The following is a 12,650-nucleotide window of genomic DNA, read 5'->3' on the forward strand; positions in this document are numbered from 1 at the left end:
ATTTTATTAATTATTTTTAATATTATAGGCATTTTTATTTAATTTTCTAATATTATAACCGATTATTGCCAATGATAAAAACCATATACCTATGAATATATTAGTAATGCCAATGTTATTTGAGTGATATTTACCAAAATAAATATACATTATAAACATTCCGTACGGATTTAATGCAGATAATATTGATATCAATATAGAAACTAAAATTTGTTTCCATATAAAAACCGGCTGAGATTCTATTGTTAAATTAAAATATGATTGATTCCATATATTATATCCCATATAAATAAAAAAATAAGTTCAACTATTCCTATAATAAATGTGATAGCCACAATAAAGAATTGATCGGCGGCAGCGACCATACTTATAATAAAGCTATAACATGCCCAAGCAGTAATTACACTTGGTAGAGCTTTTTTAACACTACGATATTTTGCACTTTGATTTAATATAAAAATACTCGGTATAATGGAATATATAGCCAAATATGGTGTTAAAAATATTATATGTAAAAAAGTATTTAATACCATTCATTGTAGTTTAGTTTTTATTTTTAATAATATTAGCAAAGAGGGAATAGTAATAATTGTAGTAAATAAAAAGAAATTTTGCCAACCGAAATTTACTACCATATAGCCTGAAATTATAGGAAAAATTGAGCGCGAAATCCCCATCATCGATGAAAGGAAAGAATATTGGGTAGCTCGAAACTTACCTTGGCAGAGCGAAGAAATAAAAGCGATATAAGCAGTCATTGTCATACCACCGGTAATACTTTCTATTCCTATCGTAATAAATAATAATAAAGAATTTTTACCGTTTATTTCAAGAAAAATAAATAAAATATGTCCTAAAGCGTGAATAATACCAAATAAAAATATACTATTTAATATATTTTTATGTTTCATAATAACACCGCCGACTAATCCGCCGATTATAGCTCCTACAACGCCCCAAAACTTTCCAACGCTTGCTATTTCAAAAGCATCATATCCAAGATGAAGCAAAAACGGATTAATCATAACATTAATTAAGTTATCCGGTAATCTATATAATACTAGGAAAATTAATATAAGAATAATGAAATAAACAGAACCTATAGGTTTTAACGCATTATATATAAAATTTATGATGTTTTTTTTATTTTGATTATTTTTTATATCATTCTTGATTATCTGTATATGTATATTCTCATTTAAATAACAATACTTAATTCCTACAATCAATAAAATTAAATAAATAAATACTAAACCGGCAAAGATTTTATATATTTCATTAAATGTTAAATAAATAGATAAATAAATAGCTCCGGGACCTGCAAGAAGCATACCGACCCGATAACCGAATATATATATTCCTGAAGTAAACCCAAGCGATTCTTTAGGTACTATTTCCGTTCTTAAAGCACTTAATATAGTATCTTGTACGGCACTAAAAAAAGAGATAATTAAAGCCGTGAAAGCAAATAATAATAGATTAGTACTAGGATCTAAAAAGCTAAAAATATACACAAGAAATACTAATGCACTACTAGTTAAGCAAATCCAAGATAATCTATGACCGAATATTTTATTCAAATATTTAATTTGCAGAGCATCAAAAACCGGTGCTAATAAAAAATTAATAGAGTAGGGAAGCGTTATGAACGATAATATACCGATTGTTTGCAGGGCTATATTTTCTTTAGCAAGCCAATAATTTAAAGTATTACCGGTAATCATTAGATTAAAACCGCTAATAAGTCCAAACAACCAAATAATACATAAACGAGAATTATTTAACATAAAGCCTATAATAACTGAAGATAAGCAAATAATCTAATCTAATTATTGCTCTTTTTATTATTAATTGTTAAAATCCGTACATTAATTTTTTATAAATGTAAATGTCTCGTACGAATTTAATACTATCTTTTTTATTTTGCTAATGATAATAGTTATTGCTACTTTTTTCATAAGTAATTACAGAATGCATAAAAATACAAGTTGTGTTATGGATATTGGTACTTATAGTTATAAAAAGTGCTATAGTACCATACGTAAAGATCAATTAAATTTTGATTTAGTACTTGAGCAATTAGAAGATAGCGAATCTTTAAACTCAAAAGATAAAGCAAGGTTAGAAAAAATTTGTTCTTTTCAAGTAGAAGACGTAATGGTACGTTTAGAGGTAGCAAAGGGTATGATTGCTTACTACGTCTTTATGCCGATAAAAATGCTACTTTAATTCAGCAATATAAAGCAATTAAAAACGGTAGTTACGGTTTAGATACTTTATATACTAAAAAAGCTGCAGTTAATTTAGCTAAACTCATTATTTTAGGTCATGAAGGGAAAGTAAAAGAAATATTAGAAATAAAAAATGATGATGATTTCCTAAAATATTATAGCGGTTATACAGCGGATGAGATTCCTTTTTTAAACAGTTTAATCTCTCTTAATATACCAGACCTTACCGCCAAGTGCTTATATAGGCTTAGCTTAATTCATTTACTAGGTAGAGCATCTTTTAATGCAAAAACTATAAAAACTGATTATAGACTTGCTACAGAAGAAATACAAAAAGTGATAAAAATTACCGGTATTAAGCAGGATAATATTCTTGATATAGCGTTGAGTATTAATGATAAATTTGCTGTTCATGCTGACACAGTAATTTCTTCTAGTTTACTGAATAGCGATTTAGATAGTTTTTATAGATTTCATATTGTCATGAGTCCAAGTGATATTCTTACTAAAGAATCAATGGAAAAATTAGCTTCCATGAAATATATTAGAGATTACTCTATAGATTTTACTGTTTTTCCTGAAAATATACTAGATCAAGATTTAGGTAATAAAAAAATGCGATTTTCAGATAATTGGCCTAGTTTAGTAATGTATAGGTTATATCTTGATCAAATCTTTCCTCATCTAGATTCTATATTATATCTTGATGCAGATATTGTAGTACTGCGTGATTTGAATTCTCTTAAAAAAATAGATGTGAGTGATTATATTGCGGCTGGTAGCATAGATACAGGTATTACATATTGTAATGATAAAGTAATGAATGTAATAGGAATATGATTAGTTCTTATAAAAATAGTGGTGTTATATTTTTTAACCTGAAAATATAAGAGAACAAAAGAGTAAATATATGATATTAGAAGCTATGACAAACTCAGAATGTAAATTTCTTTTTCCTGATCAAGATTTATTGAATGTTGCTTTTCATAACTATATATACCCTTTATCGATGAGATGGAACTTTTCTACATATTTTGAGGATCAAAGCCCTTATTTTTCTTATTTCATTTTACATTATGCAGGACCTAAGCCATGGACTACCGATAAGCAGGAATTATGGGAGACAAACCAGGACAAGTTAGATAAAATCACAAAATATTACTGGCGATATAGAGAAATAACGCCTTGGAGCAGTATAAATTGATTATTTTAATTGACTTTAGCACTTAAGAGATTTAAAAGTTTAATTTAATTTTTATGTAAGGTTACAATAAAAATGTTACCGCCTAAAATCTTTTTTGAACAAGTTCAAGAGATAATTTGGCCTATAGAAAGGAAAGAATTAAAGCTATTTATACCTATGGCTTTAATGATGTTATGTATTCTTTTTAATTTTGGGGCTTTAAGATCTATCAAAGATAGTTTAGTAGTACCCTCTATGGGTGCTGAAATTATTAGCTTCTTAAAATTATGGTTAGTATTACCCTCGTGCGTAATCTTTACCGTACTTTACGTTAAGCTTAGTAATAAATTAAATTTTGAATATATTTTCTACATTATAGTCTGCAGTTTTTTACTATTTTTCTTATTATTTGCCTATATTATTTATCCAAATCAAGATATTTATCATCCTAATGATGAAATGATAAATAATTTAATTGCTTCATACCCTAATTTTAAATGGTTCATTAAGATAGGTAGTAAATGGAGTTATGCACTGATGTATATTTTCTCAGAATTATGGAGTGCAGTAGTCATAAACTTAATGTTTTGGCAGTTTGCCAATCACATTTTTGATACGTCTAAAGCTAAAAGATTCTATCCCGTTCTTGGAATGGTCGGCAATATCGGTCTTATAATAGCAGGTAGCGTACTTGTCTTTTTCTCAAGCGGGCAGGGCGTCATTGATTCAGAATTATTACCGGATTCTTTTAATTCATCTTCTCAAAATGCTATAATGCTTCAGCCGATCATGTCAATTATTGTTACTGCAGGAATAATTGCTATGCTTCTATTTAGGATAATAAATAGATTTATTTTAACGGATTCCATCAATGTTTTAGATGCAAAAAAAGTTACGGCTAAAACGAAAACCACACTTTCGGTAATTGAAAGTATCAAATTAGTAATTCACTCAAAATATATAGGTCGTATTGCTTTATTAATAATTTGTTATGGATTATTAATAAATATAGTCGAAGGACCGTGGAAAGCAAAAATAAAAGAATTATATCCAAATACTATAGACTATGTTAATTTTATGGGCAGGTTTAATATTTGGATGGGAATATCATGCGTTACTTTCATGGTAATAGGCAGCAATATTCTTAGAAGACTCGGTTGGCTTATTTCTGCATTATTAACTCCTATTATGTTGTCTATTACCGGCTTGATATTTTTTATCTTTATAATTTTTATTAAAGAAATAGGATCATGTTTCGGTGATTTTAATCTTCTATATGCAGCGATTATTGTTGGAGCGATTCAGAATATACTTAGTAAGTCATCCAAATATTCATTATTTGATTCAACAAAAGAAATGGCGTATATTCCTTTATCTTTAGAGCTTAGAACTAAGGGAAAAGCTGCCGTAGAGGTAATAGGTACTAAATTCGGTAAATCGCTTGGAGCATTTATCCAGTCTTTGATATTTATTATTATTCCGACTGCTACCTTTGATTCTATTATAATATATTTATTAGTAATTTTTATAGTTATGATGAGTTTATGGATTTGGAACGTTGTAAAATTGAATAAGGAATATATAGAATTGTGTAAATGAAAGCGTCATTGCGAGGAAATTACGTGAGTAATTGACGAAGCAATCCAGTAAAAAATGCTAATCTTTAGCATTTTTTTAATTTTTTGCTGGATTGCCACGCTCCTTTTAGTCGCTCGCAATGACGACTTAGAAAATCACGCAACAATGCCGATTTAAAATGAAAAAAACTCTTAAAATAATATTATTTATAACTATCTTTATTATACTCGCATATAGTGGGCTGTGGTTTGCTATTATGCTCTCTTTATCACACTCTATAAACCAAAAATATGCCGGTACCGATCTTAATATAGAAGAGGCTGATAATAATCCTAATCAGCAATATCTTATTAAATTTTCCAAAGTTCAGCCCTATGGTTTTCCTTTTAAATGGGGTATTGCGGTAATTAATTGGCAAGAAGAGAGTATTAATAGAGCAATTGAATTTACCTCCCCGATAAATATCGGTTATGATTTACTTAAGCAGAATTTATTTATAAATTTTTCCGGAGAAGCATTCGGAAGATTTAAGCCGGTTCAAAGAGGATTTGGAGTAAGATTTTATAATGATAACTTCATATTATCGGCAAAAATACCGTTAAATTTTAAATTATTTGAAATAGTGCGGTCGAAAAAAGATTTGTTTGAAATCATAAATTTTATTGAAAATATTAAATTTAATTCTGGTAAAACAGAAATTTTTGACTTAGTCGATAATCAAAAATTATATGAAGAATATCATACTATATTTACTATGTTATTTGACAAGAGTAAGTATTATACAAGTAAACAGGATTTCCTTGATAACATACCGCAAAAATTAGAAATTTACTATGAAACCGAAATAATACAAAGCAACCTTGAAGATAGAATAATACCTGCCGGCTTATTATTATATAGGCTTGCTTGGAATAATAATTTCAAATTTTCCGGTAATTTCGTGATTAGTACTAGTAGTTTGCATTTTAAAGATATTGCTAAAGATTTAACAATTGAAGTTACTAATGCAAAAATAAATAGTAATGGTTTTGAAAACAATATTAATTTACTATATAAAGGTAAGTTAAACGATTTCGGCAATAATAATATTGATTTTTTGGTAGATTCGCAATTTAAGCTAAAACATGGTTTTATAATTGGCTTATTAGAGGTTATAAAGAAATATTATGATAAGCGGGACTATTTGTTTAAACTTTCCGATAATAAGATATATAAAGATTTTAATAATGAACTAAGCTATATTTTGAATAATAATAAACAATATAATTTTAGTATTTTTGAAGATAGGCAATATAATTTTAATTTAAATATTAATTTAGTTACTGAATTAAACAAATTAACTAGAGCACAGATAAATAGCTTAAGTCTATATTCAAACGCATCGGGATTTAATATAACAAATGAAACTATCGTAAATGCTCTTAAAGATTCTTATAGTAAAGGTGTAATAATAATTAATAACTACTCTAAAATAATAGATGTTGTAAGCCCATATATATATGGGGTAGGGGATTTTAAAAACTTTCCGGAAGAGAGCAAGGAAGTATACGGAGATACTTTAAAATCATTTTTAAAAACTATTTCCGATCACCCGAATTCATCTAATTTAATTGACGCTAGCATTGAGTATGTATTTGATTTATCCGACTTAAACAAAGCTAAAATAGGTACTATAGATGATATAAATAAACTTATACCTTTATATTATTTATCTTTATATCAAGCGGCAGCAAAAAAAGTGAAACCGGGAGAAAACGTAAAAGAAAAAATTATGGAATTAATTCCTAATGCTAATCAAAAAATATTAGAACAATGTATACTCGATAAACTGTAAAAATAATTTTTCGGTGTCATACCGTGGCTTGATCACGGTATCCAGAAAAAATTAAAAAAGACTGGATCCCGCGATCAAGTCGCGGGATGACAATAGCAATTAAAAGATACCATGAATATTATAGTAAAAATACAGCAAGATTTAAAAGATGAAGTAACGAAGTTAAATAATCTGATTATTCGCTGTTTAAAAAGTGATGAAGAATTAATAGCAATAGTCGGTAAATATTTACTGGAAGCAGGAGGTAAAAGAATTCGTCCGCTTTTAACTATAATAACCGCTAAAATGTTTGATTATAAAGGCGATAATCATATAAAGCTCGCAAGTGCCGTTGAATTCATTCACACCGCTACATTGCTTCATGATGATGTGGTAGACAACAGTACTTTAAGAAGATTCAAACCTACGGCTAACGTTATTTGGGGAAGTAAAACAAGTATTTTAGTCGGTGATTTCCTATTTAGTCAGTCTTTCAAGTTGATGGTAGCTTCCGGCTCTATTAAAGCTATGAATATTTTAGCTAAAGCTTCGGCAATTATTTCCGAAGGAGAGGTAGTGCAGCTAGTTAAGTTAAATGAGCGACGTATTATAACTATAGACGAATATCAGCAAATAGTTAAATCTAAAACTGCCGAACTATTTGGAGCTTCTTGCGAAGTCGGGGCAATTATAGCAGAGCAGGTAGACCATGTTTCTAAAGATATGCAGGACTTTGGAAAATTACTCGGAACGATATTTCAGGTTATAGATGATTTACTTGATTATTTGGGTGATGACAAACAGGTAGGCAAAAATATCGGTGATGATTTCTTAGAAGGAAAAGTTACGTTACCGTTGATCTTTTTATATAATAAGTTAGAGCAAGATAAGCAGCTTTGGCTTGAAAATGTAATTAAATGCGATAAGCGTACTAATGAAGAGTTTATTAAAGCACGTAATTTGATGATTGAGCATGAAATTTACAATGACACAGTTAATTATTTGAGTAACTTAGAAAATGAAACAAATAAGTTATTAAATAAAATTCCGGTTCAGAATATTTATAAAGATTATTTGTTTTCGATTATTAGATTTATTTTGGATCGTTCTTATTAATCGTCATTGCGAGGAAAGCTTTATGCCGACGTGGCAATCTCAGGAGTCCTATTGACTTTCGCTCGCAATGACGATTTGCATTCGTAGCTCAGCTGGATAGAGCGTTGCCCTCCGAAGGCAAAGGTCGTTGGTTCAAATCCAATCGAATGCACCAATCACTAAATTAACTCAATATAACGGTCATTTAAGAGATAACAACCATATTTTGAGCAGAAGTATCAAATAAAACCTTGTATTATTTTCCATAATATAGATTATAGAACTTTTTACTTGATTTGTTCATATTAAGGTTTATTTATATTTAGCGAGTCTGTTTACCAAAAAGCTTCGTAAAAGCATCGAAAATTGAAGGATGGCTGGGACGGGAGGATTCGAACCTCCGGATGACGATACCAAAAACCGTTGCCTTACCACTTGGCGACGTCCCAAAGTAATATTGACTGCGTCATACTGTGGCTTGATCAAGCCACAGTATGACATTAACTTTGTATAGACTTTATACCAATAAATAGCGGAAACGTCAATTACAATAATGATTGTAAAAATAAATTTATTTCATTATTAAGCCAATTCCCCGCTTGCGTAGATAACAAATCATAAATTTTAGCTCTAATTTTGTTATAATATTCCTTGATATAGCTTATTTCATCAATATTAAGTAGTTTCACATCAATTAATTTACTAGCATAGGGCACTAAGCTTAAGGTCTCAAATTCAAGCCATCCGCTATTTTCTTTTACATACATTAAATTTTCGATTCTAATTCCGTATTTTCCAGGAATATAAAAACCTGGTTCATTAGATAAGATCATACCTGCTTTAAGTACGGTTTTATTACGAAGATTTATGCTTTGCGGTCCTTCATGAACACTCAAGAAGCTCCCTACCCCATGCCCTGTACCGTGCGGATAATCTAGCATTTCTTGCCATAAATATTGCCGAGCGAGTATATCAAGATTAGCTCCCACAACGATATTTTTAGGGAATTTTGCTCTTGCTAAAGCAATATGTCCTTTAAGTACTTGCGTATAACGCTTTTTCTGCTCATCGGTCGGCGTACCTATTACGATCGTTCTAGTTATATCGGTGGTAGCTCCTCTATATTGACCGCCGGAATCTATTAGTAATATCCCCTGCTCTATAATTTTTTTAGCAGTTTTTGGGTCAGCTCTATAATGAATAATTGCACTATTTTCCTGAAACCCGCAAATAGCAGGAAAACTATCCGCAACATAACCCTCTTGTTTAGCTCGATACTCTGTAAGCTTTAACCCGAGGGTGTGTTCTGTTATTGTGTCATTCCCGTTTTCACGGGGATGACATTGAGAAAAATCAGCAAAAAATTCGCACAAAGCTACTGCATCTTTAATATGAAAGTCGATTGCATGCTTAATTTCGATCTCATTTTTACAGGCTTTTGGTATTAGGCACGGGTCAGTAATTTTTTGTACTTTTTTATCAGTTATTAAGTCCATTATATGGACAGAGGCTATACTATCATCAACAAAAATATTCTCGCTATCTCTTAAAATATTTTCAAATTCTTTTTCAGATAAAATTGTTATTTCAGGGCGTGCATTAATAATTTCAGCATCAATTCTTGATGGAGCGATAAATAGATATAATTTTGTAGACGTGAGTATAACTTTAGCAAACATTAAAGGTGTATACGCAACGTCACTAGCCCGCAAATTTAGTAACCAGCATATAGAAGAGCTATCGAGAATGACCAAGGCTGATAAAGTGTCATTCCAGCCCTCTTTATTGTCATTCCCGCGAAAGCGGGAATCCAAAAAAGTTTTACGGCACTGATTTATTTTCTCTAGATGACTACTACCGGCAAATTCAATATCATGCAAATATACCTTAGAATTTGGCTCTAGAGGCTGATTATGCCAAATCTTATCAACTAAATTACCGTTAATTTTCTGAAAGTTGAACTTTAAATTTGATATAGTAGGATAAGTAAATAATTCAGAATCATAACCTACAGCATTATGCTGTATTTTTTTATCTTTATTTAATGTGGATATATCTTTTAAATCAAAAATCTTAAAAAGCTCTAAATCAAGTTCTTTGTTTGCTTGCTCTAAATAGCGACCGTCCGTAAAAAATAATGCTACATCCTTACATATGATAACCATACCGTTTGAGCCGGTAAAACCTGTGATATATTCAAGTCTTTTAGCATAATCCGGTACATATTCACTCATATATTTATCGTTAGACGGAATTATATAACCGTCTATATTATATTCTGTGAATAAGCTTCTAAGTAGATTAACTCTCTCTTTTATCATGTTTATCTGTCATACCGTGGCTTGACCACGGTATCCATAAAAATAACTCGATGGACCCCGTGATCAAGTCACGGGGTGACACCGAGGGCTTTGCAACGGACTATTTACTACTTCTATACCACATGTAATATAAAGGAATACCAAGGATAGTAAAGGAGCTAGCTATAATTAGAGTTTTAACAGGCGTTTCATAGATGACCCCACTACAAAAGATAATAGATATCATAGCTATAAGTAAATAATAATAAGAAAAATTTTCTTTTGAACTAAGAATTACTTTTAAAAATGCTAAGCTACAAATTAAGTAAACAAATAAAAATGCTATTACCGAGAAATCTATTATTTGTGTGATCTGCTCGGCAAAATTATCATTTGCCGTAAAGACTAATAACGGCACAATACCAAGGCAGCTTACAATAATTCCGTAAGTTGGGGCATTATTACTGTTTTTCTTAGCAAAAAATTTCGGCAGTAATCCATCTTCGGCAAGCCCAAGAGCAATCTGTCCGCTAGTTAGCACCCAAGCATTGAGTGTACCTATACATATAATCGAGGCTATAACCGCAATGACTCTTGACCATTTACCACCGAATAATAATGCGGCAGCATCAGCATAAGGAGCTTTAGAACTAATAAGTTCAGAAGCAGGGATTAATCCCATTATACCTATACTATTTATAATATATAACACCGCTACGCAGAAAGTTCCGAGCATGATGGCTCTTGGAATGGTCTTTGCCGGATCTTTTACCGCCCCTGCCGTAGTAGTTGCACACTCAACCCCAATAAATCCCCAAAAAGTAAGCAGTGCAACTCTTCCCATTATAGTCGGAATACTTAAATTCTCTACTTCTTCAGCTATAGCAATATTATCTATATTAAAATGAGATAATGCAGCTAAACCTATTACAAGCAGTGGCACAAATTTTAAGAGAGTTAAATAAAACTCTGCTTTTCCTGCTACTTCAGGACCTTTTAAATTTAAAACCGCAATAGCACTTAATAATATTATCTGTAATATTAAATCCAAAATCGCTTGTGATTTAAAAAAAGGTGTTAGGTAACCTATCGCTGAGATAACAACTATACTTGTACTGACAAAGGATATAACCCAGTAAGTCCAACCGGTGAAGAAGGCTATTTTATCCCCGAAACTTTCCCGTACATAAACGTGAGGACCGCCCGTTTTAGGAAATTTTGCACATAAGCACGAGAATACAAGCGCTATACTCATAGCACCAAATAGCGACAGCACCCAACCCCAAATGCTATATATACCGAATGGAGCTAAACTTAACGGCAATATAAAAACGCTAGTACCGATTTGACTTCCGGTCACTAAGGCAAAAACCGCCCAGAAACCTAATTTTTGCGACATATATTTTGTTTTGATTTTATTATATAGAAATGGCTTTAATATAGCTATAAAAACGATTTTATGCAACTTATTTTAGAAAACGTATATATTGACATTTTTTAATGTGCTGTAATTGCTAAAATAGTAATGTGATCTTTGTTTGGTCCATAATGCCAAAAAATTCTATAAGCAGCAGGAGTATTGTTTTCAGCATAAGCTTCAAATATTTCTTCTCCGTTATTTCCTTTAACAGATTTATATTTATGGGTATTTAAACTAGGATGGCGAGGATTTGCTTGTAAATATGCTAATGTTTTTTTTTACTGCTTTTAAACGTTTTTCTAATCCTTTATTATTTTCAAGTTCTTTCAAATCTTTACTAGCTTGAATAGTAAAAAGAATTTTAAAAGTCATCATCTAAATATTTACTAAAATCTTCTATAAATTTAACTTGTCCTTTAGCGGAATCTTTAATACCATTATTTAATTGTGTTAAAGCCTTTTTGTTATTAAATAGCCAACTTTCTTTTAAAGGTATTTCCGTATAGGGTTCTAAAATAATTTGTCCTTTTTTACTATTAACAATAACGTGAAAACTACTTACCCCTTTAGCTAATTTACCAAGTGTTATTCTTCCTTTCGTATCCGGTTTTAATATACATGCTTGTGTCATATAAATTACTTTTTATATCATAACTGATAGAATAATACATAGTGGGTAATTAATCAAGTGGGATTATCACACACTAAAAGATTTGCCGCAGCCGCAATTAGCTTTTTCATTGGGATTGGTGAAAGTGAATTGAGATTTGAATTTAGTCTCTACATAGTCCATTTCAGAACCTAGAATATACATTAACGCTTTTGGATCGATTAGTATCCGCACGCCTTTGTCTTCAACTACTTCATCGAATTGATTTTTACTATCTGCATATTCAACGTAATAAGTTTGACCTGCACAACCACCTGACTTAACCCCTACCCTAATACCAAAGGTAGGCTTGGCTCGTTTTTCTATTAGCAATTTTACTTGCTTTGTAGCAGAATCGGTTAATGAAATAACATTTTTCAT

General features: G+C 30.7%; 12 protein-coding genes and 2 tRNA genes. 7 read left to right on the top strand and 7 right to left on the bottom strand.

Annotated elements, in window-relative coordinates:
* Nucleotides 1–6: 6 nt before the first annotated feature.
* Nucleotides 7–285 carry a hypothetical protein gene (locus tag ACIAS7_RS06440; RefSeq protein WP_473198688.1) on the bottom strand — a complete coding sequence of 93 codons (279 nt, stop codon included), beginning with the start codon at nt 283–285 and terminating at the stop codon, nt 7–9.
* Nucleotides 286–533: 248 nt separating this feature from the next.
* Nucleotides 534–1,787: an AmpG family muropeptide MFS transporter gene (locus ACIAS7_RS06445; RefSeq protein ID WP_473198689.1), complete on the bottom strand. Its 1,254-nt coding sequence runs from the start codon at nt 1,785–1,787 to the stop codon at nt 534–536.
* Nucleotides 1,788–1,971: 184 nt separating this feature from the next.
* Here ACIAS7_RS06445 and ACIAS7_RS06450 point away from each other — a divergent pair, with 184 nt between their 5' ends.
* From ACIAS7_RS06450 to ACIAS7_RS06480, 7 genes are all read left to right on the top strand, one after another.
* Entirely contained in the window at nt 1,972–2,229 is a 258-nt protein-coding gene (locus ACIAS7_RS06450; RefSeq protein WP_473198690.1) for a hypothetical protein, read from the top strand.
* On the top strand, nt 2,133–3,071 hold the full coding sequence (locus tag ACIAS7_RS06455; RefSeq protein WP_473198691.1) for a glycosyltransferase: 939 nt from the start codon (nt 2,133–2,135) through the stop codon (nt 3,069–3,071). Before ACIAS7_RS06450 ends, ACIAS7_RS06455 begins: the two co-directional genes overlap by 97 nt.
* Nucleotides 3,072–3,141: 70 nt before the next feature.
* On the top strand, nt 3,142–3,435 hold the full coding sequence (locus ACIAS7_RS06460) for a glycosyltransferase (protein WP_473198692.1): 294 nt from the start codon (nt 3,142–3,144) through the stop codon (nt 3,433–3,435).
* A 72-nt stretch (nt 3,436–3,507) separates the two neighbouring features.
* The gene (gene tlc3, locus ACIAS7_RS06465) at nt 3,508–5,013 is read left to right on the top strand and encodes a nucleotide exchange transporter Tlc3 (protein ID WP_473198693.1); all 1,506 of its coding nucleotides are present in this window, start codon (nt 3,508–3,510) and stop codon (nt 5,011–5,013) included.
* A gap of 157 nt (nt 5,014–5,170) precedes the next feature.
* A complete protein-coding gene (locus ACIAS7_RS06470; RefSeq protein ID WP_473198694.1) occupies nt 5,171–6,826 on the top strand; it encodes a hypothetical protein in 1,656 nt (551 codons plus the stop codon).
* Nucleotides 6,827–6,937: 111 nt separating this feature from the next.
* Nucleotides 6,938–7,921: a polyprenyl synthetase family protein gene (locus ACIAS7_RS06475; RefSeq protein WP_473198695.1), complete on the top strand. Its 984-nt coding sequence runs from the start codon at nt 6,938–6,940 to the stop codon at nt 7,919–7,921.
* A gap of 77 nt (nt 7,922–7,998) precedes the next feature.
* Nucleotides 7,999–8,075, top strand: a tRNA-Arg gene (locus ACIAS7_RS06480).
* Between the two features lie 199 nt (nt 8,076–8,274).
* On the opposite strand, the gene ACIAS7_RS06485 is transcribed toward ACIAS7_RS06480, so the two are convergent.
* The 5 genes from ACIAS7_RS06485 to ACIAS7_RS06505 all read right to left on the bottom strand — a co-directional run bounded on the left by ACIAS7_RS06485 (nt 8,275) and on the right by ACIAS7_RS06505 (nt 12,650).
* Nucleotides 8,275–8,349 (bottom strand) — tRNA-Gln (locus ACIAS7_RS06485).
* A 96-nt stretch (nt 8,350–8,445) separates the two neighbouring features.
* The gene (locus ACIAS7_RS06490; RefSeq protein WP_473198696.1) at nt 8,446–10,221 is read right to left on the bottom strand and encodes an aminopeptidase P family protein; all 1,776 of its coding nucleotides are present in this window, start codon (nt 10,219–10,221) and stop codon (nt 8,446–8,448) included.
* A gap of 100 nt (nt 10,222–10,321) precedes the next feature.
* Nucleotides 10,322–11,599 carry an APC family permease gene (locus ACIAS7_RS06495; protein WP_473198697.1) on the bottom strand — a complete coding sequence of 426 codons (1,278 nt, stop codon included), beginning with the start codon at nt 11,597–11,599 and terminating at the stop codon, nt 10,322–10,324.
* A gap of 382 nt (nt 11,600–11,981) precedes the next feature.
* A complete protein-coding gene (locus tag ACIAS7_RS06500) occupies nt 11,982–12,251 on the bottom strand; it encodes a hypothetical protein (RefSeq protein WP_473198698.1) in 270 nt (89 codons plus the stop codon).
* 66 nt (nt 12,252–12,317) lie between these two features.
* The gene (locus ACIAS7_RS06505; RefSeq protein WP_473198699.1) at nt 12,318–12,650 is read right to left on the bottom strand and encodes an iron-sulfur cluster assembly accessory protein; all 333 of its coding nucleotides are present in this window, start codon (nt 12,648–12,650) and stop codon (nt 12,318–12,320) included.

It is taken from the genome of Rickettsia sp. 109562A South Dakota (assembly GCF_055791265.1).

Bases quoted from the DNA above. Each gene is read 5' to 3' on its own strand.
- ACIAS7_RS06490 (WP_473198696.1), bottom strand. From the start codon at position 10,221: ATGATAAAAGAGAGAGTTAATCTACTTAGAAGCTTATTCACAGAATAT.
- ACIAS7_RS06505 (WP_473198699.1), bottom strand. From the start codon at position 12,650: ATGAAAAATGTTATTTCATTAACCGATTCTGCTACAAAGCAAGTAAAA.
- ACIAS7_RS06445 (WP_473198689.1), bottom strand. From the start codon at position 1,787: ATGTTAAATAATTCTCGTTTATGTATTATTTGGTTGTTTGGACTTATT.
- ACIAS7_RS06470 (WP_473198694.1), top strand. From the start codon at position 5,171: ATGAAAAAAACTCTTAAAATAATATTATTTATAACTATCTTTATTATA.
- ACIAS7_RS06440 (WP_473198688.1), bottom strand. From the start codon at position 285: ATGGGATATAATATATGGAATCAATCATATTTTAATTTAACAATAGAA.
- tlc3 (WP_473198693.1), top strand. From the start codon at position 3,508: ATGTTACCGCCTAAAATCTTTTTTGAACAAGTTCAAGAGATAATTTGG.
- ACIAS7_RS06500 (WP_473198698.1), bottom strand. From the start codon at position 12,251: ATGACACAAGCATGTATATTAAAACCGGATACGAAAGGAAGAATAACA.
- ACIAS7_RS06475 (WP_473198695.1), top strand. From the start codon at position 6,938: ATGAATATTATAGTAAAAATACAGCAAGATTTAAAAGATGAAGTAACG.
- ACIAS7_RS06450 (WP_473198690.1), top strand. From the start codon at position 1,972: ATGCATAAAAATACAAGTTGTGTTATGGATATTGGTACTTATAGTTAT.
- ACIAS7_RS06495 (WP_473198697.1), bottom strand. From the start codon at position 11,599: ATGTCGCAAAAATTAGGTTTCTGGGCGGTTTTTGCCTTAGTGACCGGA.
- ACIAS7_RS06460 (WP_473198692.1), top strand. From the start codon at position 3,142: ATGATATTAGAAGCTATGACAAACTCAGAATGTAAATTTCTTTTTCCT.